25 protein-coding genes are annotated in these 25,910 nt (G+C 45.3%); all 25 read right to left on the reverse strand.

The features are described from left to right. Positions 1-45 precede the first annotated feature (45 nt). Entirely contained in the window at positions 46-2,166 is a 2,121-nt protein-coding gene (pnp, locus tag DMO16_RS05800; RefSeq protein WP_061969517.1) for a polyribonucleotide nucleotidyltransferase, read from the reverse strand. A gap of 408 nt (positions 2,167-2,574) precedes the next feature. After that, the gene (rpsO, locus tag DMO16_RS05805; protein WP_061969515.1) at positions 2,575-2,844 is read right to left on the reverse strand and encodes a 30S ribosomal protein S15; all 270 of its coding nucleotides are present in this window, start codon (positions 2,842-2,844) and stop codon (positions 2,575-2,577) included. Positions 2,845-2,980: 136 nt separating this feature from the next. Continuing rightward, positions 2,981-3,919, reverse strand: a complete 939-nt coding sequence (gene ribF, locus DMO16_RS05810; RefSeq protein ID WP_129475953.1) for a bifunctional riboflavin kinase/FAD synthetase — start codon at positions 3,917-3,919, stop codon at positions 2,981-2,983. A gap of 24 nt (positions 3,920-3,943) precedes the next feature. Further along, positions 3,944-4,867, reverse strand: a complete 924-nt coding sequence (gene truB / locus DMO16_RS05815; protein WP_061969510.1) for a tRNA pseudouridine(55) synthase TruB — start codon at positions 4,865-4,867, stop codon at positions 3,944-3,946. Positions 4,868-4,925: 58 nt separating this feature from the next. Then, positions 4,926-5,297 carry a 30S ribosome-binding factor RbfA gene (gene rbfA, locus DMO16_RS05820; RefSeq protein ID WP_061969507.1) on the reverse strand — a complete coding sequence of 124 codons (372 nt, stop codon included), beginning with the start codon at positions 5,295-5,297 and terminating at the stop codon, positions 4,926-4,928. Positions 5,298-5,323: 26 nt separating this feature from the next. Then, positions 5,324-5,602, reverse strand: a complete 279-nt coding sequence (locus DMO16_RS05825) for a DUF503 domain-containing protein (protein ID WP_061969504.1) — start codon at positions 5,600-5,602, stop codon at positions 5,324-5,326. Beyond that, entirely contained in the window at positions 5,599-7,857 is a 2,259-nt protein-coding gene (infB, locus tag DMO16_RS05830) for a translation initiation factor IF-2 (protein ID WP_061969502.1), read from the reverse strand. The genes DMO16_RS05825 and infB overlap by 4 nt, the downstream gene beginning before the upstream one ends. A gap of 19 nt (positions 7,858-7,876) precedes the next feature. After that, positions 7,877-8,179: a YlxQ family RNA-binding protein gene (locus DMO16_RS05835; RefSeq protein WP_061969499.1), complete on the reverse strand. Its 303-nt coding sequence runs from the start codon at positions 8,177-8,179 to the stop codon at positions 7,877-7,879. A gap of 4 nt (positions 8,180-8,183) precedes the next feature. Further along, positions 8,184-8,441, reverse strand: a complete 258-nt coding sequence (rnpM, locus tag DMO16_RS05840; RefSeq protein WP_061969496.1) for an RNase P modulator RnpM — start codon at positions 8,439-8,441, stop codon at positions 8,184-8,186. A 20-nt stretch (positions 8,442-8,461) separates the two neighbouring features. Further along, positions 8,462-9,559 carry a transcription termination factor NusA gene (gene nusA / locus DMO16_RS05845; RefSeq protein ID WP_061969494.1) on the reverse strand — a complete coding sequence of 366 codons (1,098 nt, stop codon included), beginning with the start codon at positions 9,557-9,559 and terminating at the stop codon, positions 8,462-8,464. Positions 9,560-9,576: 17 nt separating this feature from the next. Then, on the reverse strand, positions 9,577-10,050 hold the full coding sequence (rimP, locus tag DMO16_RS05850) for a ribosome maturation factor RimP (RefSeq protein WP_061969492.1): 474 nt from the start codon (positions 10,048-10,050) through the stop codon (positions 9,577-9,579). Positions 10,051-10,213: 163 nt separating this feature from the next. Beyond that, positions 10,214-14,509 (reverse strand): PolC-type DNA polymerase III, encoded by a 4,296-nt coding sequence (locus DMO16_RS05855; protein ID WP_129475955.1) that lies wholly within the window; start codon positions 14,507-14,509, stop codon positions 10,214-10,216. Between the two features lie 79 nt (positions 14,510-14,588). Further along, the gene (locus tag DMO16_RS05860; protein ID WP_061969488.1) at positions 14,589-16,301 is read right to left on the reverse strand and encodes a proline--tRNA ligase; all 1,713 of its coding nucleotides are present in this window, start codon (positions 16,299-16,301) and stop codon (positions 14,589-14,591) included. Between the two features lie 21 nt (positions 16,302-16,322). Beyond that, the gene (rseP, locus tag DMO16_RS05865) at positions 16,323-17,597 is read right to left on the reverse strand and encodes an RIP metalloprotease RseP (RefSeq protein WP_129475958.1); all 1,275 of its coding nucleotides are present in this window, start codon (positions 17,595-17,597) and stop codon (positions 16,323-16,325) included. Between the two features lie 16 nt (positions 17,598-17,613). After that, positions 17,614-18,762 carry a 1-deoxy-D-xylulose-5-phosphate reductoisomerase gene (locus tag DMO16_RS05870; protein ID WP_061969483.1) on the reverse strand — a complete coding sequence of 383 codons (1,149 nt, stop codon included), beginning with the start codon at positions 18,760-18,762 and terminating at the stop codon, positions 17,614-17,616. A gap of 24 nt (positions 18,763-18,786) precedes the next feature. Then, on the reverse strand, positions 18,787-19,578 hold the full coding sequence (locus DMO16_RS05875; protein WP_061969481.1) for a phosphatidate cytidylyltransferase: 792 nt from the start codon (positions 19,576-19,578) through the stop codon (positions 18,787-18,789). Positions 19,579-19,593: 15 nt separating this feature from the next. Further along, on the reverse strand, positions 19,594-20,352 hold the full coding sequence (locus DMO16_RS05880; RefSeq protein WP_061971583.1) for an isoprenyl transferase: 759 nt from the start codon (positions 20,350-20,352) through the stop codon (positions 19,594-19,596). An 87-nt stretch (positions 20,353-20,439) separates the two neighbouring features. Beyond that, positions 20,440-20,997: a ribosome recycling factor gene (gene frr / locus DMO16_RS05885; protein WP_061969479.1), complete on the reverse strand. Its 558-nt coding sequence runs from the start codon at positions 20,995-20,997 to the stop codon at positions 20,440-20,442. Then, the gene (gene pyrH, locus DMO16_RS05890) at positions 20,997-21,722 is read right to left on the reverse strand and encodes a UMP kinase (protein ID WP_061969477.1); all 726 of its coding nucleotides are present in this window, start codon (positions 21,720-21,722) and stop codon (positions 20,997-20,999) included. The genes frr and pyrH overlap by 1 nt, the downstream gene beginning before the upstream one ends. 100 nt (positions 21,723-21,822) lie before the next feature. Continuing rightward, entirely contained in the window at positions 21,823-22,707 is an 885-nt protein-coding gene (gene tsf, locus DMO16_RS05895; protein ID WP_129475960.1) for a translation elongation factor Ts, read from the reverse strand. A 98-nt stretch (positions 22,708-22,805) separates the two neighbouring features. After that, complete coding sequence (rpsB, locus tag DMO16_RS05900) at positions 22,806-23,531, reverse strand: 30S ribosomal protein S2 (RefSeq protein ID WP_061969473.1); 726 nt, start codon at positions 23,529-23,531, stop codon at positions 22,806-22,808. 167 nt (positions 23,532-23,698) lie between these two features. Continuing rightward, a complete protein-coding gene (locus DMO16_RS05905; RefSeq protein WP_129475962.1) occupies positions 23,699-24,106 on the reverse strand; it encodes a DUF6115 domain-containing protein in 408 nt (135 codons plus the stop codon). A gap of 29 nt (positions 24,107-24,135) precedes the next feature. Beyond that, positions 24,136-24,906, reverse strand: a complete 771-nt coding sequence (locus DMO16_RS05910) for a FliA/WhiG family RNA polymerase sigma factor (protein WP_061969469.1) — start codon at positions 24,904-24,906, stop codon at positions 24,136-24,138. Between the two features lie 23 nt (positions 24,907-24,929). Further along, complete coding sequence (locus DMO16_RS05915) at positions 24,930-25,409, reverse strand: chemotaxis protein CheD (RefSeq protein ID WP_129480318.1); 480 nt, start codon at positions 25,407-25,409, stop codon at positions 24,930-24,932. A gap of 26 nt (positions 25,410-25,435) precedes the next feature. After that, the gene (locus DMO16_RS05920; RefSeq protein WP_129475964.1) at positions 25,436-25,903 is read right to left on the reverse strand and encodes a chemotaxis protein CheW; all 468 of its coding nucleotides are present in this window, start codon (positions 25,901-25,903) and stop codon (positions 25,436-25,438) included. Between the last annotated feature and the right edge of the window lie 7 nt (positions 25,904-25,910).

Below are 25,910 nucleotides of genomic sequence, written 5' to 3' on the forward strand. Positions count from 1 at the left end.
ACCCCTATTATTGGAATAGGGGTTACAGTCCAAAACCGGTTTTGATTATTGTTCGCTATTCTTTTGTTCCTGTTCTTTCTTTTCCTCTTTCAAAACAACTTTTCTTGAAAGGTTTACACGTCCCTGGTTGTCAATCTCAGTAACCTTGACACGAATGATATCTCCGAGTTTGAGTACATCCTCTACTTTGCCGATTCGCTCTTCGGCTATTTCAGAGATGTGAACAAGCCCGTCTTTTCCAGCGAAGAGTTCAACGAAAGCACCGAACTTTTCAATGCGTTTCACTTTTCCATCATAGTACTCGCCCACTTGCACTTCACGAACAAGATCAGCAATAATTTTTTGCGCTTTTTCGTTCATCGCTTGGTCGGCAGATGCGATAAATACAGTGCCGTCCTGCTCGATGTCGATTTTCACGCCGGTTTCTTCAATAATTTTATTGATGATTTTTCCGCTTGGCCCGATGACGTCTCTGATTTTATCCGGATTGATTTTCATCGTAATAATTTTCGGAGCATAAGTAGACAGTTGTTTTCTAGGTTCTGACAGTGTATCAAGCATTGAGGAAAGAATGTGCATTCTTCCTTCTTTTGCCTGTGTCAGCGCCTGTTCCAAGATCTCACGGTTGATCCCAGAGATTTTAATATCCATCTGCAATGCTGTAACACCTTTTTCAGTACCGGCAACTTTAAAGTCCATATCTCCCAGATGGTCTTCCATACCCTGGATATCAGTAAGAACCGTTACATCTTCGCCGTCGCTTACTAAGCCCATCGCAATACCGGCTACAGGAGCTTTGATTGGAACACCTGCATCCATCATGGCAAGTGTGCTTGCGCAAATACTCGCCTGAGAAGTTGAACCGTTGGATTCAAGTACTTCAGATACAAGTCGGATGGTGTAAGGGAAGCTTTCTTCTGACGGGATAACCGCTTCAAGAGCACGTTCTCCGAGTGCACCATGTCCGATTTCACGGCGTCCCGGTCCTCTCATAAAGCCGGTTTCGCCGACGCTGAATGGAGGGAAGTTATATTGATGCATGAAACGCTTGGATTCTTCCACACCCAAACCGTCAAGAACCTGTACATCTCCCAAAGCTCCCAGCGTACAAACGCTCAATGCCTGAGTTTGACCGCGCGTAAACAGCCCGGATCCGTGCGTACGGGCCAGCAGGCTGACATCAGAGGAGAGTGGACGGATCTCATTGATCTTTCTTCCATCCGGACGAACTTTTTCCTTGAGAATAAGTCGTCTAACTTCGCCTTTGATCAGAAGCTGAAGCACTTCTTTGGCTTCATCCACCTTTTCTTCATCGGTTTCTTCATAATGAGCAACCACTCGTTCTTTTAACTCATCAAGCGCACTTTGTCTTTCCTGCTTATCAAAAACGGAAACAGCTGCTGCCAAATCCGAACCGATAAAGCTGCGCACTTCCTCCACAAGCTCCTGATCAACTTCGTGCAGCACGACTTCCATTTTTTCTTTTCCGAGCTCTTCCACAATCTTATCCTGGAAGGCAATCAATTTCTTGATTTCCTCGTGGGCGAACATGATCGCTTCTAGCATGACCTCTTCAGGAACTTCCTTTGCTCCCGCCTCTACCATATTAATGGCATCCTTTGTGCCTGCTACAATAAGATTAATGTCGCTTTTCTCGTTCTGTTCGACCGTTGGATTCACGATAAATTCGCCATCGATACGGCCAATGGTGACCCCGGCAATCGGTCCTTCAAACGGGATGTTTGAAATGGACAATGAAAGAGATGATCCAATCATCGCAGCCATTTCTGAAGAACAATCTTGGTCTACACTCATCACTGTGCTGACAACCTGAACTTCATTTCGGAAGCCATCAGCAAAAAGCGGACGGATTGGACGGTCAATCAGACGGCTGGCGAGAATAGCCTTCTCGCTCGGGCGGCCTTCCCTCTTGATAAATCCGCCAGGAATTTTACCAACCGCGTACAGACGCTCTTCATAGTTTACTGTAAGCGGGAAAAAGCTTAAGTTCTTTGGCTCCTTTGAAGCCACAGCTGTAGAAAGAACGGCAGTATCACCATATCTGACAAATACAGCTCCGTTCGCTTGCTTTGCAAGATTTCCAATTTCAAAAGACAGTTCTCTGCCTGCCCAGTCCATAGAAAAAATACGTTTCTCTTGTTCCATTTCTATTGGTACTCCTCTCGACAATAAACGAAAATATTTATGTCTCTATTATATCCTAAACTGAACGTTCCTAAAAAGAAAAACTAGGCCAGCTCTTTTAAGTATACAGTTAATCTGCTATGTACGCTTTTTTTAATCGAAAGAACTTTATCTAAAAAATTGTTGCTTTGGAAACAATCCTGCAATTTAACTCATTGACAGGTTGATTGTAGTGCAAGATGCGAGACTCCAGCAGGAAATGCGGGACAGGTAAGACCGAGAAGGCGCTTGCGCCTGATGGGCTTAGCGCCCGCCCTGCGGAAAGCTAGCATCCTGGAACGGAAATCAACAGCTTTCAAGGGCAACAATGGTTCAAGCATAAAGTTTTTTCTACAGAAAAAAAGCGGGAATTTATTCCCGCTTTTCCGATTAACGACGCAATCCAAGCTTTTTGATAAGCTCACGATAACGTGTAACATCTTTGTTACGAAGATACGTTAGCAAGTTACGGCGTTTACCTACCATTTTCAAAAGGCCACGACGTGAGTGGTGATCCTTTTTATGAGTACGCAAATGGTCATTAAGAGTGTTAATCTGCTCTGTAAGGATAGCGATCTGAACTTCTGGAGATCCAGTATCAAGATCATGCGTTTTGTACTCGCTGATCAGTTCATTTTTACGTTCTTGAGAAATTGCCATCCTGTTCACCTCCTTTAAAATATAAACCCCGTCTACCGAGCAAGCGTCGGTGAATCGCCCTGCCAAGCAGCGGTTGTTTGTACTAGACGTACAGGTAATAGATTACCTCTTTTTTAAGAATAATGCAAGAGCAAGCCTACTTTTCATAAAAATAATTTATGCCTGCCTGTTTGTCTGCGCCAATTTGTTCAATAAGGGCATCCACTGATTCAAACTTCTTCTCGTCCCGGATTCTGGAGAGCCAGTAAACTTCCACATCTTTACCATAGATATTAGAGGAAAAATCAAAAAGATGCACCTCGATTGATGCCTCCCGTTCTTCATGAAAGGTCGGTTTGGTGCCAATGTTGGCTACTCCATTCAACGGACGACCATCCACTTCGGCCTGTACAATGTATACCCCGTTGGCGGGAATCAAATAATCAGGAACAGGATCAATATTGGCCGTTGGAAAGCCAATGGAGGTTCCTCTGCTCTCCCCGTGAACCACCTTGCCGGAAATGCTGTACGGCCTTCCCAGATATTCAGGAATGTCGTCAACATTTCCCTCCTTTAGCAGGTTACGAATAAGAGTGGAACTGATTTTCTGTCCATTTTTATCCAATTTTTCAATTACCGTTTGAGAAAATATACCCCTGGCACTTTCCTCCATCATCGCCATGTTTCCTTTGCCATATTTACCGTACGTATAGTCAAATCCTGCAACAACATGCTGTACATGGAGGCCAATAAGATATTCCTCAATAAACCTCATCGGTGAGAGAGAGGCAAACTCTTCATTGAACTCTACAAGATAGAAGATATCAATCCCGAGTTCACTCAAAAGTTCCTCTTTCTTTTCAATTGGCGTCAAATATGAGACGTGGGCTTCCTTTTTCCCAAGCACAACGGAAGGATGCGGATGAAAGGACATCACTGCCGATGCCATGTTTCCGTGCCGGGCAATGGCCGCTGCCGTCCCGATTACCTTCTGATGCCCCAGATGCAGGCCGTCAAAATACCCCAGGGCCATGACGGTTGGGGGAAGGTCATTCTTATTGAATTGATGCGGATGTGTAAGCGTTATTGTTTTCAAAATTCCACCTTCTAACTCTATGCGTTACTCAACGGCTAAAATTTTTTCCGGTTTCATCATACCTGGTTTCTCCGGATGTTGTTTATAAAGAGCGATACACTTTCCATTTTTATTATAAACGGCAAACGGGCTGCTTTGCACCTCAGACGCCATGGAGAGAACAGCACCATTCTTTATGCGCGCTTCCATCTCTTCATCACAGGTGATCGCGTCAAAGTGAGCAATGGCCTTTTCGATGGGAAGAAAAAGGTCGTCCGTATTGCCATCCTGTATGGCCTGCTCAATCTGTTCAAAGGTAAAGCAGTCCCCTATCTCAAAAGGACCGGAGCTGGTGCGGACCAGGTGAGACATGTGAGCGGGATACCCCAGTTTTTTCCCGATGTCTACAGCCAGTGTTCTTACATAGGTTCCTTTGCTGCATCTGACAAAGAAGGGGAAAACGGGGTAAGGGCCAAAAAAGTATGTTTCCTCTGAAAGCAGGTTCAACTCGTAGATCGTCGTTTCCCTTGCCGGCCGTTCTACTTCAATTCCCTCTCTTGCATATTGGTACAGCTTTTTCCCATTCACTTTGACAGCAGAAAACATGGGTGGAACCTGCATGATTCTTCCTGTCAGCGAAACCAATGCATCTTTTACCGCTTCAGCCGACAACCCCTCAGGTACAGGCTGGTCTTCCACCACATCGCCATGGGCATCCTCTGTGGTTGTCGCTTTTCCGATCATGGCTTCCGCCTGATAGGATTTTGGATAGTCGGACATATACTGTGCAATTTTTGTTGCTCTTCCGACACAGACAGGAAGCACGCCCGTCACTTCGGGATCGAGCGTGCCCGTATGCCCCACTTTTTTCGTTTTCAGCATTTTTCTTAACTTTGCCACGCAGTCATGGGATGTCATTCCCGCCGGCTTCAATAAAGGCAAAATGCCTTCTGGCTTTATACCTGCCATTTGTTGATACCCACCTTTTTCACATCAAAAAAGAAGAGACAGACAAACCAAGGCCTGCCTATCTCTTATTGTAATCACTATCTTCATCAGAACTTTTGATATCAGTCAGCAATGTTTCAATTCGGCTTCCATATTCGATGGATTCATCAAATTTGAAAGAAATTTCCGGTGTTTTGCGCAACCGGATTCGCTTGCCGATTTCAGTCCGGATAAAACCGGAAGCCTTGGCCAGACCCCGCAGCGTCTGTTCCTTTTGCTCATCATCGCCAAAAACAGAAATAAATACAGTCGCCTGCTGCAGATCGCCCGTTACCTCGACACCGGTAACGGTCACAAACCCGATGCGGGGATCTTTCAGCTTTCGGCCAATGATATCTCCCATTTCTTTTTTCATTTGTTCACCAATGCGGTTGGATCGGATTTCACTCATTCTTACACCCCGTTTCTATCTAGCCATTATAACCATTCGATAACCGAGGACGTAACTTCAAGCTCAGGTATACTGCTGATCAGCTTTATAGCCTTTTGAAGTTCCTGTTCCACGATTAGTTTGTCCTTTGAAATGGTTACAATTCCAAGTTCTGCTCTCTGCCATAAATCATGAAAGTCGGTCTCGGAGACAGCAAGATTAAATTGCTGTCTCAACCGGGTAACGACCTTTTTCACAACGGAGCGTTTATCCTTCAGGGAATGGGACTCATAAATGAAGCATTCCACAGTCAGGAAACCAATCATGCCCGTTTAATTTCTTCCATGATGTACGCTTCGATGACATCTCCTTCTTTGATGTCATTGAACTTTTCTAATGTAATACCACATTCGTAGCCTGCACTAACTTCTTTTGCATCATCTTTAAAGCGTTTGAGGGCATCTATTTTCCCTTCATAGATAACAACGCCATCACGGATCAGGCGAACGGTGGAATCACGGGTAACTTTACCATCAGTTACATAACAGCCGGCAATTGTCCCCACTTTTGATACTTTAAACGTCGTACGGATCTCCACCTGTCCAATAACCTTCTCTTCGAACTCTGGGTCTAGCATACCTTTCATTGCTGACTCAATTTCTTCGATCACGTTATAAATAATTCTGTGCAGACGCACATCCACTTTTTCAGCATCTGCTGTACGTTTCGCATTGTTGTCAGGGCGTACGTTAAATCCGATAATAATCGCATTGGAGGCAGAAGCAAGAATGATATCCGATTCAGTGATCGCTCCTACTCCCGTATGAATGATCTTTACCTTGACGCCTTCCACATCAATTTTTTGAAGGGAACCGGCCAGCGCCTCGGCGGAGCCTTGAACGTCGGCTTTAATAATCACATTGATTTCTTTAATATCGCCTTCTTTGATCTGATTGAACAGATCTTCAAGGTTCAACTTGGAAGATTCCTTACGTTGGGCTTCCAATTGCTTTTTGGAGCGTGCTTCACCGATCTGGCGTGCTTTCTTTTCATCGGTAAATACCATGAATTGATCGCCGGCCTGAGGAACATCATTTAATCCAGTAATCTCAACTGGAGTAGATGGACCGGCTACTTTTACACGCCGGCCAATATCATTGACCATGGCACGGACACGTCCGAAGGTATTTCCGACAACAATTGGATCCCCCACATTCAGTGTTCCGTTTTGAACGAGAAGCGTAGCTACTGATCCACGGCCTTTATCAAGCTGTGCCTCGATAACTGTACCCTGTGCTGCACGGTTTGGATTGGCTTTCAGTTCTTCGACTTCCGCCACCAACTGAATCATTTCGATCAAGTCGTCGATTCCTTCCCCATTGATCGCAGAAACATTAACAAAAATCGTATCGCCGCCCCAGTCTTCCGGAATCAGAGCATGCTCGGTCAATTCCTGCATAACCCGGTCAGGATTGGCTGCTTCCTTATCCATTTTGTTCACTGCAACAATAATAGGCACTTCTGCAGCTTTTGCATGGTTGATGGCTTCAACGGTTTGCGGCATAACACCGTCATCGGCGGCAACCACAAGAATCGTGATATCCGTTACTTGAGCTCCTCTTGCACGCATCGTTGTAAACGCAGCATGCCCCGGTGTATCAAGGAACGTAATTTTCTTGCCTTTGTCTTCGATCTGGTACGCACCAATATGCTGAGTGATTCCACCTGCTTCACTTGCGGTTACTTTTGTGTTTCGTATGGAGTCCAGCAAGGTCGTTTTCCCGTGGTCAACGTGACCCATGATAGTAACCACCGGTGGACGAATGGAAAGATCCTCTTCTTTATCGTTATTTTCATAATTTTCGAATTCGGTTACGTCGATGATAATTTCCTCTTCGACTTCCACATTGTAATCTGATGCAATAAGCTCAATGGTTTCTTTATCAAGCTCTTGGTTGATTGTTGCCATAACACCAAGAGTCATCAATTTTTTAATGATTTCAGATGGTTCTTTTGCCAGTTTCTTCGCCAGTTCACTTACAGTAAGTGATTCGGAGAAAGTAATCTTATCCGGTGTTACCGGGGTCGGCTTCGGCTGAGGAGCCGGTGCTGATTTTCCTCTGTTATTGTTTTTGTTGTTTCGGTTTTTATTATTATGATTGCTGTTGTTGTTTCTGTTCCCCGGTCGGTTTCCGCCCTTTTGGCCGGGTTTAGCGTTTTGCCCGGGTTTAGCGTTTTGTTGACCACTGTTATTTTTTTGACCCGGTTTTGAGTTATTGCTGCCATTATTCTTCTTGGGTGCTTCGTCTTTTTTAATTTTCATAGTGTTCTCTTTTTTACTCTCATTTCTATTTTCGACTTTGTTTACATTGGTTGGGTTCTTTTTATGTTCTATTTTATGTTTCTCCTCTGTATTCTTATTTTTGGGTTGATAGGCATCATTTAATTTACGGATCGCTTCTTCATCGATCATCGACATATGATTGGATACATCCACATTCATGTTTTTCAGTTTATCAATGATATCCTTGCTTTGAACATTTTGTTTTTTCGCATATTCATATACACGCATCTTACTCATATGTTCACCCCCGAATGATTTAATCAAGTAAAGCTGTTAACTTTTTGGCAAATCCTTGATCGGTTACGGCAACAACCACGCGCTGGTCTTTGCCAATCGCATTTCCGAGAGAATAGCGGTTCTCAATCCATTTTACCTCTACCCGGTAAAACGAGCATTTATCCGTTATTTTTTTCTTCGTATTGTCCGACGCATCCATGGAAAGAAGAACGCATTTCGCCTGTTGCTTCTGTACCGCTTTAACAACAAGCTCTTCCCCAGAAATACATTTTCCTGCCCTGTTGGCCAATCCAAGCAATGAAGCCCATGGTGATATATTCAATGAGTTATACTCCCTTTTCCAGTTCAGCAAACACTTCATCCGGAACTCGAGCTTTCAGTTGATTGTTGAGGCTGCCTTTTTTCTTCGCCAGAGCAAAACAGGACGCCTGATTGCACAGATACGCGCCTCTTCCTGATTTCTTTCCCGTTGGGTCAACGAAAACTTCGCCTTCAGGAGAGCGGACAATCCGGATCAATTGCTTTTTTTCTTTCATTTCCTGGCAGGCTACACATTTTCTCATCGGAATTTTCCGTGTTTTCATCCGGCTCACCCCCATGTATCTTACAGTTCTTCTTCAGTAGATTCAAACTCTTCTTGTGCAGCTTCACCAACATAAAGTCCCGATTCTTCTGCATCGGACTGACTTTTAATATCAATTTTCCAGCCTGTCAGTTTAGCTGCAAGTCTTGCATTCTGTCCTCGTTTCCCGATGGCAAGTGAAAGCTGGTAATCGGGAACGATAACGGTCGTCATTTTTTCATCTTCATTCACTAGCACTTCAAGCACCTTGGCAGGGCTGAGCGCGTTCGCTACATACACGACCGGGTCTTCAGACCATCGGACAATATCAATTTTCTCGCCATTGAGCTCGTTGACGATCGTTTGAACGCGTCCGCCTTTTTGACCGACACAAGATCCTACTGGATCCACTTCCGGGTCTGCTGCATGAACAGCAATCTTGGAACGGTCTCCCGCTTCTCTGGCAATTGATTTTACTTCAACCGTACCATCATAGATTTCCGGCACTTCAAGTTCGAAAAGGCGCTTTAATAAACCAGGGTGTGTTCTTGATACAAGAATTTGCGGGCCCTTCGTTGTTTTTTCAACCTTGGTGATGAATACTTTAATACGGTCGTTTGTTGTATATTTCTCACCCGGCATTTGTTCGGCGGCTGGAAGCAATGCTTCAACCCGTCCAAGGTTAACATAGATGTAACGATGGTCCTGACGCTGGACCACACCTGTAATGATATCTTCCTCTCGGTCGATAAATTCGGAAAAAATAATGCCGCGTTCCGCTTCTCTTACCCTTTGAGTCACAACCTGTTTTGCGGTTTGGGCCGCAATCCGGCCGAAATCACGTGGAGTTACCTCCAGTTCCACAACATCTTCTAATTCATATTGCGGGTTAATCTTGTGCGCCTCTTCAAGTGAAAGCTCCTGCCTTGAATCGGTTACTTCTTCAACAACGTTTTTTCGGGCAAATACTTTGATGCTTCCTGTTGTTGTATTAAAATCCACTCTCACATTTTGTGCCTGGTGGAAGTTCCGTTTGTACGCAGAAATCAAAGCGGCTTCAATCGCTTCAATTAAAATATCTTTGCTGATTCCTTTTTCTTTCTCCAAAAAAGTAAGTGCATCTAATAGCTCGCTACTCATCCATCTTCTCCCCTTTGTTAATTGAACACAACTGCAAGTCTGGCACTTGCTATCTTGTTGTATGGCAGTTCCACTTCCGTACTGCGTGTTTTCACTTTCATTTGCAGTTTGACCGTTTCACCATCGAATTCCAGCAGTTTGCCTTCAAATTCTTTTGAGCCATCAATCTGTTCATACATTTTAATGTGGACATTTTTCCCTACGGCCTTAGCCATGTCCTCCGGTTTTTTCAATGGGCGTTCAACACCGGGTGAAGAAACTTCAAGAAAGTATGCCTGTTCAATCGGATCGATAGCATCCAACTTTTCACTGAGGCGTTCACTTACCGTTCCGCAGTCTTCAATGTCTACACCAGTTTCATTATCAATAAATACGCGAAGGAACCAGTTTTTCCCTTCTTTTACAAACTCGATATCTACCAGCTCTAGGTTTAACTCTTCCAAAATCGGGGTTACGATCTCTTCGGTAGTTTCCGTGATTTTCTTGCTCATAAACATCCTCCCTTCAACCGAAAAATCCTTTGCCAAAACGAAACGAAAGAGTGGGTTTCCCCACTCTTTTCCCGAAAGGTATTCATAAGTATTTCCAAAATTACTATATCATAATCTTCGGCTTTGTGCAACTTGCCAGCCGTCTGTCTGCCCTCTTCAGTCTTTAGAAAAGAGAGAGCTGGTTGGCTTCCGGCATACCGGCAAGACAGCCTTGCTCATCCAGATAATCGATGATGGTTTTAGACAGGCGAGCACGCTGCTGAAGGTCCTCTTTTGAAAGGAACTCTCCATCTTCACGCGCCTTCACAATATTGATGGCAGCATTTGTGCCAAGTCCCGCAATAGAATTGAAAGGCGGAATCAGTTGGTCGCCTTCCACCAAAAATTCAGTGGCGCTCGATCGGTAGAGGTCTACCTTGCCAAATGAAAAACCGCGTTCGCACATTTCAAGAGCAAGTTCCAGCACTGTTTGCAGGTTCTTCTCCTTGGTGGAAGCATCCAGCCCTTTGCCCGAGATTTCTTCAATCTTTGCGCGGATAGCGGCAGATCCCTTTACCATGGCGGTAATATCAAAATCATCAGCGCGGACAGTGAAGTAGGCTGCGTAAAAAAGAATAGGATAATGTACCTTAAAGTAGGCGATGCGGACTGCCATCAATACATAGGCGGCAGCATGGGCCTTCGGGAACATGTACTTGATCTTCAAGCACGACCCGATATACCAGTCTGGTACGTCGTTCTTTTTCATTTCTTCTACCCATTCGGGGATCAGACCTTTACCTTTACGCACGCTTTCCATGATTTTGAAGGCAAGGGACGGTTCAAGGCCTTTATAGATCAGATACACCATGATATCGTCACGGCAGCCGATCACGTCTTTCAGCTCGCATGTTCCATCGGCGATCAGCTCATTGGCATTGTTCAGCCACACGTCTGTCCCATGGGAAAGACCGGAAATCTGCACTAACTCGGAGAAAGTACTTGGTTTGGTTTCCTCAAGCATCTGCCGAACAAACTTCGTTCCAAATTCCGGAATGCCAAGCGTACCCGTTTTGCACATCACTTGGTCTTCGGTCACCCCGAGCACTTCGGGACCGGAAAAGATTTTCATAACTTCCTGGTCGGAAGCCGGAATCGTTTTTGGATCAATGCCGCTCAAATCCTGCAGCATACGAATCACGGTTGGATCATCGTGCCCGAGAATATCGAGTTTCAGCAGGTTATCATGGATGGAATGGAAATCAAAATGTGTTGTTTTCCATTCAGAATTTTTATCATCGGCAGGAAACTGGATAGGACAAAAATCATAAATATCCATGTAATCCGGAACAACAATAATCCCGCCCGGATGCTGTCCTGTGGTCCGTTTCACACCGGTACAGCCCGATACAAGCCGGTCGACCTCGGCAGAGCGGAAGGTCAGGTTATGGTCGGAGGCATACCCTTTTACATAGCCATACGCCGTTTTCTCAGCCACAGTTCCTATCGTTCCTGCACGGTAGACATAATCTTCACCGAACAGTTCCTTTGTGTAATTATGGGCACGCGGCTGGTATTCACCCGAGAAGTTAAGGTCAATATCGGGTACCTTGTCCCCTTTAAAGCCAAGGAATGTTTCAAATGGGATATCCTGGCCATCCTTTTTATAGAGCACATGACAATTCGGGCACTCTTTATCCGGAAGGTCAAACCCGGAACCGACAGATCCATCATCAAAAAAGATGGATTCCTTGCACTCAGGACACACATAGTGCGGAGGAAGCGGATTAACCTCAGTAATCTCTGTCATGGTGGCAACAAAGGAAGATCCAACGGATCCACGTGAACCTACCAGATAGCCATCCACCAGGGACTTTTTAACAAGTTTATGCGAGATGAGGTAGATAACGGCAAATCCATGACCGATAATGCTGTTCAATTCCTTTTCCAGCCGCTTTTCTACAATATCGGGGAGGTTTTCCCCATAAATACTGCGAGCCATGGAATAACTCATATTCCGTATATCATCTTCCGCCCCCGGAATCTTCGGGGTAAACAGATCGTCAGGAATCGGTTTGATCTCCTCAATCATGTCTGCGACCTTTTGGGTATTATCGACAACCACTTCCCTGGCCTTTTCGTCACCCAGGAATGAAAAGCATTCCAGCATTTCATCTGTGGTACGGAAATAAACATCCGGAAGTGTCTGTCGGTTCAACGGATTGGCTCCGCCCTGGCTTGAAACCAAAATCTTGCGGTAGATGCCGTCATTGGGATCCAGGTAATGTACATTTCCCGTGGCAACAACCGGTTTACCTAGCTTTTCACCGAGCTTCACGATGTTGGCAATGATTTCACGCAGCGCCATTTCATCCTGTATTAGTTCTTTTTCAATCAGATGATAATAGTTTGATGGCGGCTGGATTTCAAGATAATCATAAAATTTCGCGATTTCTTCCACTTCCGAAGGCGCTTTTTGCATCATTCCTTCAAATACTTCGCCTTTATCACACCCGGACCCGATCAGTAAACCTTCACGATGTTTGGAAAGCCTCGAACGCGGAATTCTCGGCGTTCGGTAAAAATAGTTCAATTGCGATTCTGAAACCAATTTGTACAGATTCTTCAAGCCTTGTTGTGTTTGGGCAAATAGTATGCAATGGGATGGACGGCTTCTCATATATCCACCCTGGCCCATGTTTTCGTTCAGCTGGTCATGGAATTCTATTTCTTTCTCGAACGCTTGTTTTAATAGTTTCCAAAGCAGGTAGCCTGTCGCTTCTGCATCATAGATTGCCCGGTGGTGCTGGGTCAGCTCGATATCAAACTTTTTACAGAGCGTGTTCAATCTGTGGTTTTTCAGTTCCGGAAGGAGAAAACGGGCAAGTTCAAGGGTGTCAACTACCGGATTTTGGGCAGCCCCTCTCCCTATCTTGCGGAATCCTTCGTTCAAGAATCCCATATCAAAACTGGCATTATGGGCAACAAGAATGTCGTCTCCCATAAATTTTTCAAAATCCCGCAACACGTCCTCTATTTCAGGAGCATCCTGTACCATATCGTCAGTGATGCCCGTCAAATTGATCGTTGTATCCGAAAGAGGCTCATGAGGATTGGCAAACCGTTCAAATTTATCGATGATTTCACCGTTATGCACTTTGACCGCCGCAAGTTCGATGATTTTGTTGTACACGGCGGACAATCCCGTTGTTTCCACGTCAAATACAATATAGGTATCATCCGAGAGCTTCCTGTGCTGTTCGTTATAAGCGATAGGAACTCCGTCATCCACCAGATTGGCCTCCACGCCATACAAAACTTTGATACCATTCTTTTTCCCTGCTGAATATGCTTCCGGGAAGGACTGAACGGCAGCATGGTCGGTCACCGCTACAGCAGGATGGCCCCATTTGCTGGCCTGGCTGATCAGGCTGGAAGCAGAAGTTACGGCGTCCATCTGGCTCATCGGAGTATGTAGATGAAGTTCCACTCTTTTCTTTCCTTCTTCGGCAAGATCATTTCTGGTTTCAGGCGTAATTTGATTGATATCATTCGCAATCATGACCAGGTCACGAACGAAGGTATCGTTTTGTATACCACCCCGTACTTTGACCCAGATGCCCTTTTTCACGGCGTTCAGAATCGGTACATCTTCTTTGTCGCGGGAGAAGATTTTAACCATGATGGAATCGGTATAATCGGTAATCTTAAAGGTCAGCAGCGTTCTTCCGCTTCTGAGTTCTCTAGTTTCCGCATCAAATACATATCCCTGAAGCGTTACTCTGCGTTCCTCGTCCTGAATGGTTTCAATCGGAACGGGTTCATCCGGAATCTTGTAACCTATTGTAACTTCAGAAGGCACAGCAGCTGCTTCCCGCTTGTCCGCTTTTTCTTTTTCGATCAATGCAGCGAGTACTTTATCCGCATCTTCTTGCTTTTTCTGCTCCACAAATTTCTGGAACTCTTCCTCACTGTGTTTGACTTCAATTTCAAGTGAGACGGAGTCCATGCCAAACGAACGGTAGACCTCCGTCATTGCCGAAGATAATTTACGTTTGATCAAGAGCCCTTCCGCTTCATTCCGGACGGTTACTTTAATTTTATTCCCGGTTACCTCAGGAACCTGTCCCATCAATCCGGACACAAGTGAGCTTGCCGTTCCTTTCAGCTGTTCACAGCATATGCTCCAATACTCGCCGAGTAATGCTTCCTCGCATTCCCTGCTCTCACATTGAATAGTAAATGTTACTTTCGCTATATGTTCAAATGCCTGTGTAATTCTCGCCTGAAAAAAGGTATACACATTGGCAGGCATTGGTTTCGGCAGGGAAAAATAAAAATGCCAGCTTCTGTTATTTTTATCGATCGCCAGTTTCTGAACACGGCCATCACCCAGATGCGGGCGCAGCTCACCGGGTATGCCGATCTGGTCGAGCAACAAGAGAAACCGCTCTTTTCTTACCTGGTCGTCACTGTTCATGATGCCCTCCTTCCACAATTAAAGGGATGACTTGGGTTAGTGAGCCTGACGGTCAGGCTCATAAGTCATCCCCTGGATGCTAGCGCGCTAATAATTCTCGTTGGCGTTTAATCGCCTCAATTAATTCTGAAACATGGATTTCATTCATTTCACCGGTTTTTCTGACTTTCAATTCCACCATGCCCTCAGCAGCCTTTTTCCCAACCGTTACGCGGACAGGAACCCCAAAAAGGTCTGCATCGGCGAACTTTACACCTGCGCGTTCTTTACGGTCATCGTATAAGCAATCATAACCTGCACCCTTAAGTTCATCATACAGCTTTTCACTTAAATCTGCCTGTATTGCGTCTTTGCTGTTGGCTGCAATAATGTGCACATCAAAAGGTGCCAGGGATAACGGCCAGATCAAGCCTCTTTCATCATTGTTTTCTTCTGCAACTGCGGCAAGCGTACGGGAAACACCGATTCCGTAACAGCCCATCGTCATTGTCTGGCTTTTTCCATTCTCATCGAGAAAGGTTGCATTCAATGGCTCGCTGTAAACTTGTCCAAGTTTAAACACATGCCCGACTTCAATTCCTTTGGCGAAGCGGATAACCCCTTTGCCATCAGGAGAAGCATCTCCCTCCTGGATAAAACGAAGATCAGCAAAATCAGAGACCTCAAAATCGATGCCAGGATTCACATGCTGATAATGATGATTTGCTTCATTTGCTCCGGCTACGGCATTCACCATGTATTCCACCGCATGGTCAGCAATGATCTTCACGTTTTCTGGAACAGACACAGGCCCAATGTTTCCAGGTTTGCAGGAAAGCACTTTTTCCGTTTCCTCAGGTGTGGCCAGTTCGGCAGAAGCTGCTCCGAGAATGTTCTTCACTTTAATGTCATTTACATCATGATCACCGCGGACAAGCACCAGAACCGGCTCTTCATCAGCAATAAACAGAACCGACTTGATGACTTTGGCGGCATCAATGGTAAGGAGTGAAGAAACCTCTGCAATGGTTTTTGCTTCTCCCGTATGGATTTTCTCCATCTCCTTTTTGGATTCGGTGGAAGCTTCATAGGTTACGTTCACTGGTGCCATCTCAATGTTGGCAGCAAAATCAGATTCTGAAGAATAAGCAATCAAATCTTCACCGATCTCGGAAAGTACCATGAACTCATGATTATCCTTTCCTCCGATTGCCCCGGAATCCGCCAGGACCGCTCTGAAGTTCAGACCACAGCGTGAAAAGATATTATTGTATGCTGCTTTCATATCTTCATAGGTAACATCAAGGCTCTCCTGGGAGGAATGGAACGAGTACGCATCTTTCATAATAAATTCCCGGCCTCTAAGAAGACCAAATCGAGGTCTTTTTTCATCCCTGAACTTCGTTTGAATTTGGAATAGATTAAGAGGCAGTTTTTTATATGATTTTACTTCATCGCGAATGAGACTGGTAATGACTTCCTCATGAGTTGGCCCGAGCGCAAATTCACGGCCATGGCGGTCTTTTAAACGCATAAGTTCCGGTCCGTAGGAATACCATCTTCCCGATTCTTGCCAGAGTTCCGCAAGCTGCAGGGAAGGCATGGTCATCTCGTTGGATCCTGCGTTTTCCATCTCTTCACGAATAATCGCTTCTACTTTGTGAAGAACCTTTTTCCCCAGCGGCAAAAAAGAATAAATACCAGCTGCATTCTGCCGGATAAATCCTGCTCTGAGCAGAAGCTGGTGGCTGACGACATCCGCGTCAGCCGGAACTTCTCTTAATGTTGGTGCAAACAACCTGCTTTGCTTCATTTCTCCACCTCAGTTAATCACTTATTGGTCAATTTTGTCTAAAAAGAATTTATGAATGTCATTCCATGTTACGACGAGCATCAGGAGCATCAGAAATGCAAAACCGATAAAATGTACAAGCCCTTCTTTTTGCGGATCAATCGGTTTGCCCCGCAGCGCTTCAATCAGTAAAAACAACAGCCGCCCGCCATCCAGTGCCGGTAGCGGCAGCAAGTTAAAGATCGCCAGGTTAATGCTCAGGACAGCGGCCCATTGCATCAGCATTGGAATACCGCCTTCTGTCGCTTTGTTTGTGTATTCGTAAATTCCAACTGGTCCTGAAAGCTGATCGAATCCGTGCTTCCCGGTAATGAGCTCACCAAGTCCCACGAAAATCATTTTTGTCATGAACCATGTTTGCTTTGCTCCATAGGACACGGAGCCCGGCAAAGAAAACTCTGTGGAAGGATAGGCTCCAATAAATCCTTCTTTGGTGCCTTTGTTAATCTCCCGTTCACCCGGCGTTACTTCTTTATTAAGAATTTTGCCGTTCCGGTCAACTTCAAACACAAGTTTTTCTCCGGGGTTTTGCTGGATAAAGGAAACAAGCTCTTCCCAATTGCTGACTTTATCGCCATTTACGGAAACGATCCTGTCCCCTTTTTGCAGCCCGGATTTCACCGCAGCTTCACCAGGTGCCAGATTGCCAAGTCGTGCTTCCTTTGTAGGAATGCCCTGGAACAAAGAAAAACTCATTAATACGATGAACGCGAGCAGCACATTCATGAACGGGCCTGCAAAAATGGCAAGCGTCCGCTGCATGAGAGTTTTTGAGCCAAACTGCCTGTTATACGGAGCAATTTGCATTTCCTGATGATCGGCCACATACATTGCTTGCGGGTCGACGCTGTAGCTTTGGCGTTCTCCCTCTTCATTTTCATATCCGGTAATCACCAAACGGTGCTCCAAGTCAGCGTTTTCCACAGTAATGACTTTTTGGATGTCATATTTTTCTTTATGGTTGACAATAATCTTTTGGACGCTGCCTTCCGGGTTAAAAATCAGTCCTACCCTGTAACCTGGTTTCAGCTCGATCCCTTCCGGATCCTCACCGGCCATCCTTACAAACCCGCCCAGCGGCAATAGCCGTACAGTGTATGTTGTCTCACTCTTTTTAAACGCGAAGAGCTTTGGACCGAAGCCAATGGCAAATTCCCGGCACAAAATGCCGGCTCGTTTGGCGAGCATCAAATGGCCAAGTTCATGAAAGAAAACAAGAGCACCCAAAATAATTACGATGGAAATGACTGTATTCATAACCTTTTACCCACCTTTAATTTAATAATGACTGAACATATTGCCGTGTGTGTGTATCAATGGCCTGTATTTCTTCCAGTGTCGGCTGTTCAATAAATTCATGGTGCTCCAGTGCTTTTTCAATGTATTCTTCGATCGCCAGGAAAGATATTTTACGTTCAAGGAACAATCCGACCGCAGCTTCGTTTGCTGCGTTCAGCGCGGTTGTCATTGTTCCGCCTTTCTCTCCTGCTAGATAAGCCAGTTTCAGGCAGCGGAACCGTTCCATGTCCATTTTTTTAAAATGAAGCTTTCCAATCTCCCATAAATTTAACCTTTTGGAAGGCGTATGTTCAAGTCTGTCAGGATAGGTCAGCGCGTACTGAATGGGAACCCGCATGTCGGGGTTTCCCAAGTGTGCCAGCGTGCTGCCGTCCTTATACTCTACCATAGAGTGTATGATGCTTTCTTTATGAAGAATGACGTCTATTTTTGAATAGGGCATATTAAAGAGCCAATGCGCTTCTATCACTTCCAGGCCTTTGTTCATCATCGTTGCCGAGTCGATGGTGATTTTGGCTCCCATGGACCAGTTCGGATGATTCAATGCCTCGTCAACAGTAACATCAGCCAGCTGTTCCCGCGTATAATCCCGGAAACTTCCTCCAGACGCGGTAAGAATGAGCCTGTCAACCTGTTGGGCATTTTCTCCGTTAAGACATTGGAAGATGGCTGAATGCTCGCTGTCCACCGGCAGGAGGCTGACGTTATGTTTTTCAGCCAGCTCCATAATGATATGTCCGGCAGTGACCAGTGTTTCTTTATTGGCGATGGCTATATCCTTGCCGGCCTGAATGGCGTTGATGGTGGGCACCAAGCCTACACTTCCCATGACCGCATTCACCAGAATATGAGCTTCCCGAGCGACAGCTGCTTCAATCAGGCCTTCTTGTCCATAATAAACAAGTGATTGGTCCCCCAGACGCAAACGCAGGTCATCAGCATCTTTTTTATCTTGAACCGCAATGATCCGCGGTTTAAATTTCTCTATTATCTCCATCCCTTTTTCTACATTCTTTCCAAAAGAAATGGCCGTTAATCGAAATAGCTCAGGGTGTTGTGCGATTACATCAAGCGTTTGTATACCGATGGAACCTGTCGCACCCAACAAACTGATATTTTTCATAGAGCACTCCTTGTTTTTTCGCTACTACAGCAAGCTCAGGATATGGAGGAGCGGAAGCACGAAAAGCCAGCTGTCCGTACGGTCCAATATTCCGCCATGTCCCGGCAGCAGATTGCCAGAATCCTTCACTCCGTAATGCCGCTTAAAGGCGGATTGTGCAAGATCGCCAATCTGTCCGAAGATCCCCACAATCAAAGCCATGAACAGCACCTGGTTCAGAGTAAAAGGCACAAAATCTGTAAAGTAGCAGATTACGCCAACCACAATGCTCGTAACGATGCCCCCGATTGCTCCTTCGATGGTTTTGTTCGGACTGATCACCGGCCACAGTTTTGTTTTTCCGATGGATTTCCCGGTAAAATACGCACCCGAATCAGCTCCCCAAATCATGAAAAGGACAAAGAATAAAATCGGAAGGCCATGTTCAAGCACTCTCGTTTCGTATATATAGTGGAATCCGTAACCCACATACAGAGAGGAGAGGATAACAAAACCCGCATCATCAAATGTAAAGCGGTTCTTTGTGATGACGGTAATCACCAGGATCAGGAGCATCGCAAGTACAATGGGTTGCGAGCCTGTGAAACTTCCAAGGTACTGTTCTTTCCAATCCTGCGGGATGACTGTTGCCAGTGTCAGCAATAGAGCAATGATGCCCTCAGCCGACAAAAGCGGAATATGCTTCATTTTCAGCAATTCGTGGATCCCGATCACTGCCAAAGCGATGATAACGAGGGTAAAAGGCAAATGGCCGTAAACCGTAACTCCTATAAAAAGAAGAGCGGCTATTACTCCCGTAATGATGCGTTCCTTCATAAATCCTCCTTCTTATTATACACCGCCATAACGGCGACCGCGATTCTGATAGTCGTAAATGGCTTTTTTTAAGTGTTCTTCTTTAAAATCAGGCCAGTTCACCTCGGTAAACCAAAATTCACTGTAGGCGAGCTGCCAAAGCATAAAGTTGCTGAGGCGCACTTCACCGCTCGTCCGGATCAACAGATCAGGATCCGGAAGGCTGGATGTCATTAAATACCGGCTTACCAAATCTTCATTAATCGCATCACGCCCGATGGTTCCGGCTTCAACATCGCGGATAATTTCGGTTAACGCTGTTGTTATCTCGTTCCGGCTGCCATAATTCAGGGCAAAATTCAAAATAAGGCCAGTATTGTTTTTGGTTTTTTCAATTGCCTCGTCAACAGCCTGAATGGTATGTACCGGCAATACATCCTTATGGCCCATGATGGTCACACGCACATTCTGTTCAATCAATTCAGGCAGAAAGCTGTTTAAAAATTCCCCAGGAAGTCTCATGAGAAAGTCCACTTCTTCACGGGGCCGCTTCCAGTTTTCCGTTGAAAAGGCATAGAGTGTCAGCACCTTAACGCCGAGATTGTTGGCATACTTCACCACTTTTTTTACTACTTTCATGCCTTCATGGTGTCCTGCCACCCTGGGAAGCCCGCGTCTTTTTGCCCAGCGTCCGTTCCCGTCCATGATGATTGCCACATGAGCCGGTATTGTATCCTGTCTTATGTTCAGCTCTGTTTTTTCTTCTTTTTTCCAGAATGAAATTCTGTCAAGCATGGCAAAGCCCCCATTATCGTCCAGACTTAACAAAAAAACCCCCTGTATAAAGAGGGCTTTTCTTATTTTATTTTACATGGAAATCAATTATACTTCCATGATTTCTTTTTCTTTACTTGAAGCGATTGTATCTACTTCGCTAATATATTTGTCTGTAAGCTTCTGAACATCATCATTGTAGCGGCGGAGTTCATCTTCAGTGATCTCCCCATCCTTCTCAGCCTTCTTCAGCTCATCGTTGGCATCACGGCGAACATTGCGAAGAGCAACCTTGGCTTCCTCTCCATATTTCTTAACAAGTTTGACAAGCTCTTTACGTCTTTCTTCAGTTAGAGGAGGAATCGCAATGCGGATCACTTGCCCATCATTGGAAGTTGTTAAGCCAAGATCGGATTTTTGGATCGCCTTTTCTACATCGTTCAGGGCCGATTTATCATATGGCTGGATGACAAGCAGGCGTGCTTCAGGCACTGAAATCCCGGCAAGCTGGTTGATTGGTGTCTGAGCTCCGTAATAATCCACTTGAACACGATCTAAAAGTGCAGGGTTTGCACGGCCGGCGCGGATGGTCGAAAGCTCACGCTGAAAAGATGAAATGCCTTTTTTCATTCGGTCTTCTGCGTTTGTTAAAATTTCCTTTGCCATTAATTATTCCCCCTAATCGTAGTTCCAATTTCCTCACCAAGAACTGCACGCTTAATGTTTCCTTCTTCCATAATGGAAAACACGATAAGCGGAATATCATTGTCCATACATAATGAAGATGCCGTCGTATCCATGACAGCCAGGCCTTCTTTAAGCAAGTCAAGGTAGGATAAGGTATTGTATTTCACAGCATTCTGATCGATCGTCGGATCGGCCGAGTATACGCCGTCCACATTATTTTTAGCCATCAGGATCACTTCGGCTTCGATTTCCGCCGCGCGAAGAGCAGCTGTTGTATCCGTTGAAAAGTAAGGATTTCCTGTTCCTGCAGCAAAAATAACAACACGTTTCTTTTCAAGGTGACGAATAGCTTTTCTGCGAATGTACGGTTCAGCAACCTGGCGCATCTCGATTGACGTTTGTACCCTTGTCTGCACACCGATATTTTCCAGGCTGTCCTGTAAAGCCAGGGAATTCATAACAGTCGCCAGCATCCCCATGTAATCGGCGGATGCGCGATCCATTCCCATCTCGCTTCCCGCCTTGCCTCTCCAGAGATTACCGCCGCCGACAACAACGGCCACTTCCACTCCGAGCTCGACAATGTCTTTCACCTGATGGGCAATCGATTGAATGACACCAGGATCTATTCCGCTTCCTTTACCGGCCGCAAGAGCTTCCCCGCTTAGTTTAAGTACTACTCGTTTATATTTTGAAGTGCTCATAATTCCCTCCGTATCCATCACCTGTAATTGCTTTTTTTATTCCTAAGCTCTTTTAAAAAAAGGGAACACACTGTGCTCCCTTTTTTTACTTTTTACACCATTACTTTTTAACTTGAGACATTACTTCTTCTGCAAAGTTGTCTTCGCGCTTTTCCATACCTTCGCCAACTTCGTAACGTACGAATGCGATAACCTTACCGCCTTTAGAAGCTACGTACTTACCAACTTTTTGGTCTGGATCTTTAACGAAAGACTGATCGTTCAAGCAGATTTCTTCAAAGAATTTGCCAAGGCGGCCTTCCACCATTTTAGCAACGATGTTTTCAGGCTTTCCTTCGTTAAGCGCTTGTTGAGTAAGCACTTCACGTTCATGAGCCACTTCTTCTTCGCTTACAGCGTCACGAGAGATGTAACGAGGGTTAACAGCAGCAACGTGCATTGCCACATCTTTTGCAACTGCTTCGTCTGTTGTACCTTCCACTACAGAAAGCACTCCGATGCGTCCACCCATGTGAAGGTATGCGCCAAACGCTGCATTTTCGCCTTTTTCAACGATTTGGAAACGACGAAGTGAGATTTTTTCACCAATCTTGGCAATTGCGTTGTTCAAGTACTCGGCAACTGTTGTGTTTTCACCTTTAATCGTAGAAGCAAGCGCCTCATCAACAGTAGCAACATCGGCTTCAAGAAGATGCTTACCAATTACAGAAATTAGCGCTGTGAAGCTTTCGTTCTTTGCCACGAAGTCAGTTTCAGAGTTCACTTCAAGGATAACAGCTTTGTTGCCTTCTACGACAACAGAAGTAAGACCTTCTGCTGCAATACGGTCCGCTTTTTTAGCTGCTTTTGCAATACCTTTTTCACGAAGGAAATCGATCGCTTTTTCCATGTCCCCGTTGGTTTCTGTCAATGCTTTTTTACAGTCCATCATCCCTGCGCCTGTTTTTTCGCGCAATTCTTTTACCATTTGAGCTGTTACTGCCATAATGAAATTCCTCCTTTGGTTTATGTAAAGCTAAGGTTGGCATTAAAAAAGGGTGTGAAAGGGCATATCCCCTCCATCACCCTTTTAGTTTATATTACTTATGCAGATGTTTCTTCTTCGTTTTGAGCTTCTTGCTCTTCTCCACCCTGGTTGGCTTCGATGATCGCATCAGCCATTTTTCCAGTAAGAAGTTTAACCGCACGGATCGCATCATCGTTACCTGGGATAACGTGGTCAACTTCATCAGGATCACAGTTAGTATCCACGATTGCGATAATCGGAATGTTCAGCTTGCGTGCTTCAGCAACCGCGATGCGTTCTTTGCGTGGGTCTACGATGAATAGCGCATCTGGAAGGCCGTTCATTTCTTTAATTCCGCCCAAGAACTTTTCAAGACGCTCCATTTCCTTTTTAAGAAGGATAACTTCTTTCTTAGGAAGAACATCAAAAGTTCCGTCTTCTTGCATTCTTTCAAGCTCTTTCAAACGGTTGATACGCTTGCGGATGGTTCCGAAGTTTGTTAGCGTACCGCCCAACCAGCGTTGGTTGATGAAGTACATGCCGGAACGTTCTGCTTCTTCCTTTACAGAGTCCTGAGCTTGTTTTTTTGTACCAACGAAAAGGATTTTACCGCCGTTTCCTGCGATATCTTTCATTACGTTGTAGCACTCTTCAACTTTCTTTACTGTCTTTTGAAGATCGATGATGTAAATGCCGTTACGCTCAGTGAAGATGTAACGGGACATTTTCGGATTCCAGCGACGTGTTTGATGTCCAAAGTGTACGCCGGCTTCCAATAGTTGTTTCATTGAAATTACTGCCATGATGGCACCTCCTGGTTTTGTTTTCCTCCGCCTGCTTCGACTTTAACCAAAACTGCAAATGCAGCACCAATGATTAAATCCACAAGCGTGTGTGATTAACACCGAAAGTAACTATACCATACTTCGTCAGAATGTAGCAAGAAAAATATTGCCGTTTTAAGCATTTCTCATGAAAGGCTATTCATTTTTAAAATCAGGCAGACTTCACCCTTGCCTCTGTTGAGTTTTTTGGCAATTTCTTCAGCAGTATAACCTTTTTTGGCATAGGTTAATACGTTCTGATGCAAAATATTTTCTTCCACTTCTTTATGATCTTGTGCAATCCCTATTTTGCCAGATGATTTCACACCTTGCTCCTGTCCGTCCCGTTTCGTTTCGTATAGCATTTGTTTGATTTCTTCGTTTTGTCCCTTCATTTCACTGACAACCGCCAAAAGCATCTCCTCCAGCTCCTGGGTCTCCACGTCATCGAAAGCACCGGCAGCCGTTGTTTTGAGCTTCATCCACAGAACAGCAACAAGAAACAGGCAAAGGGTGTTCAGCAATAAACTTAAAACCGCTATAAAGTAAAGCAAGTGATCCCCACTCTTTCTTCCGTTCCCGGTTACATGTATCGCGCAAGAACCAGTCTCAGGCGAGATAACGCTTTGGAATGGATCTGCGAAATTCTTGAGGTGGAAAGCTCCAGAACATGACCAATTTCAGTAAAGGTCAGTTCCTCATAATAAAACAGAGAAATCACCAGCTGTTCTTTTTCATTCAGCTCCCTGATCACCTGTGCAAGTTCCTTATGCAGCTCGGCCTTAACCACTTCCGCCTCAGGAGACAATCCATTTTTATCTTCTATTGTATACCCGAGCTTTTCTTTGCTTTCACTTTCTCTTTGGTCTTCATCGATTGAAAGAACATTGGCAAAAAAGCTTTCGGACAGGGCAGAAACCACTTCCGTTTCAGGCATACCCAGTTCTGCTCCTATTTCATAGGTTGTTACCCGGCGGAGTTTTTCCTGTTCGAGCTTTTCAATCGTACTTTCAATCTTTTTTGTTTTTTCACGCAGAGACCGTGGCAGCCAGTCCACTTTACGCAGTCCATCGAGAATCGCTCCCCGGATCCGGAATGTGGCATACGTATCAAATTTAAGGTCCCGTTCGGGCTGGAATTTTTCAAGCGCATCAAACAGGCCCAGCATTCCCAAGCTTTTTAATTCATCACGATTAACGTTTTTCGGCAAACCTGCCGCAATCCGCTGAACATGATACTGAACAAGCGGCATGTATTGTTTGAGCAGAGAATCACCTGCATCACGGTCACGGCATTCATGCCACCTTTTCCATATTTCCAGTTCATCCGCTGCTGCTGTAGATGAAGATATCATGCTACTCCCCCTGAAAATCATTATTAAATCACTAACTCTCCCTGACGTACTATTTTTATTTGAAGTTCACATGTGTCTGTAACAAATTCAATGGTCCTCCCTTTGCTGCCGCCTGTATGTTCCGCGATCAGGGAGATTTCCCACTCTTTCAATCCGCTTTTTATCGCTTCCACGTTTCTCGGGCCAATGCGCATGGCATACGCCTGGTCAACCATTTGAAACATCTCGGCTCCTCCGGCTATCTTTGCCTTCAGCGCTCTTCTCCTGGCTCCTCTCTCCTCTAAGCCAAGGACCAGCCTTTTGATGGCGGTGTCAGCATATTTTGCTTCGTTTGTTTCCCTTGATCGTGCCAAAGAAGAATGTGGAAGCATAATATGCGCCATTCCGGACAGCTTCTTATCTGCATCATAAAGCACAAGACCGACACAGGAGCCGAGGCCAGCTGTGCGAAGGACAGTGGTACCCGCTCCGAATCCCAACTCGGACAAGCCGATTTTTACCATTTTAACGTCCAACCGAAACCGCACCTCTATGATTCATCAGCCGCTCCCTGAAGCTCCATTATTTCATCCTTGTCGAGCACCTTGTGCAAACGGAGCAGAATGAATAACCTTCCATCCATATTGGCCACTCCATCGAGATACCGGGCGTTTATGCCCCCCGCCACTTCCGGTGTAGGCTCGATGTCAGAAAGAGACAGATCCAGCACGTCGTTCGCTGCATCCACAATCAGTCCCACATCCATTCCTTCCGTATTCACGATGATAATCCGGGTGTCGTCATCCGCATCCTTCTCTTCCATGCCAAACCGGCTCCGCAAATCAATAACCGGTGTTACCGCCCCGCGCAGGTTCATCACCCCTTTAACAAATGAAGGTGTTTTCGGAACCCGCGTGATTGGTGAAACACGTTCGATGGATAGGACATTAAGGACATTCACGCCATATTCTTCATCCTTTAACCGGAACACGACTATTTTTAATTCCTGCTCACTCATACTCATT

It is taken from the genome of Fictibacillus sp. S7 (assembly GCF_004127935.1).
GTDB classification, from domain to species: domain Bacteria; phylum Bacillota; class Bacilli; order Bacillales; family Fictibacillaceae; genus Fictibacillus_C; species Fictibacillus_C enclensis.

Coding starts and splice junctions, on each gene's coding strand:
- DMO16_RS05915 (WP_129480318.1), bottom strand. CDS start 25,409: ATGGTAAAAATCGGCTTGTCCGAGTTGGGATTCGGAGCGGGTACCACT.
- rimP (WP_061969492.1), bottom strand. CDS start 10,050: ATGAGCAAGAAAATCACGGAAACTACCGAAGAGATCGTAACCCCGATT.
- pyrH (WP_061969477.1), bottom strand. CDS start 21,722: ATGAGCACTTCAAAATATAAACGAGTAGTACTTAAACTAAGCGGGGAA.
- rbfA (WP_061969507.1), bottom strand. CDS start 5,297: ATGAGTGAAATCCGATCCAACCGCATTGGTGAACAAATGAAAAAAGAA.
- nusA (WP_061969494.1), bottom strand. CDS start 9,559: ATGAGTAGCGAGCTATTAGATGCACTTACTTTTTTGGAGAAAGAAAAA.
- rpsB (WP_061969473.1), bottom strand. CDS start 23,531: ATGGCAGTAATTTCAATGAAACAACTATTGGAAGCCGGCGTACACTTT.
- frr (WP_061969479.1), bottom strand. CDS start 20,997: ATGGCAAAGGAAATTTTAACAAACGCAGAAGACCGAATGAAAAAAGGC.
- DMO16_RS05860 (WP_061969488.1), bottom strand. CDS start 16,301: ATGAAGCAAAGCAGGTTGTTTGCACCAACATTAAGAGAAGTTCCGGCT.
- rpsO (WP_061969515.1), bottom strand. CDS start 2,844: ATGGCAATTTCTCAAGAACGTAAAAATGAACTGATCAGCGAGTACAAA.
- DMO16_RS05880 (WP_061971583.1), bottom strand. CDS start 20,352: ATGCTTGACAGAATTTCATTCTGGAAAAAAGAAGAAAAAACAGAGCTG.
- DMO16_RS05920 (WP_129475964.1), bottom strand. CDS start 25,903: ATGAGTGAGCAGGAATTAAAAATAGTCGTGTTCCGGTTAAAGGATGAA.
- truB (WP_061969510.1), bottom strand. CDS start 4,867: ATGGCAGGTATAAAGCCAGAAGGCATTTTGCCTTTATTGAAGCCGGCG.
- DMO16_RS05875 (WP_061969481.1), bottom strand. CDS start 19,578: ATGAAGGAACGCATCATTACGGGAGTAATAGCCGCTCTTCTTTTTATA.
- rnpM (WP_061969496.1), bottom strand. CDS start 8,441: ATGAAAACACGGAAAATTCCGATGAGAAAATGTGTAGCCTGCCAGGAA.
- pnp (WP_061969517.1), bottom strand. CDS start 2,166: ATGGAACAAGAGAAACGTATTTTTTCTATGGACTGGGCAGGCAGAGAA.
- tsf (WP_129475960.1), bottom strand. CDS start 22,707: ATGGCAGTAACAGCTCAAATGGTAAAAGAATTGCGCGAAAAAACAGGC.
- rseP (WP_129475958.1), bottom strand. CDS start 17,597: ATGAATACAGTCATTTCCATCGTAATTATTTTGGGTGCTCTTGTTTTC.
- DMO16_RS05855 (WP_129475955.1), bottom strand. CDS start 14,509: ATGAACAGTGACGACCAGGTAAGAAAAGAGCGGTTTCTCTTGTTGCTC.
- infB (WP_061969502.1), bottom strand. CDS start 7,857: ATGAGTAAGATGCGTGTATATGAATATGCGAAAAAACAAAATGTTCAA.
- DMO16_RS05825 (WP_061969504.1), bottom strand. CDS start 5,602: ATGATTGGTTTCCTGACTGTGGAATGCTTCATTTATGAGTCCCATTCC.
- DMO16_RS05870 (WP_061969483.1), bottom strand. CDS start 18,762: ATGAAAAATATCAGTTTGTTGGGTGCGACAGGTTCCATCGGTATACAA.
- DMO16_RS05910 (WP_061969469.1), bottom strand. CDS start 24,906: ATGATATCTTCATCTACAGCAGCAGCGGATGAACTGGAAATATGGAAA.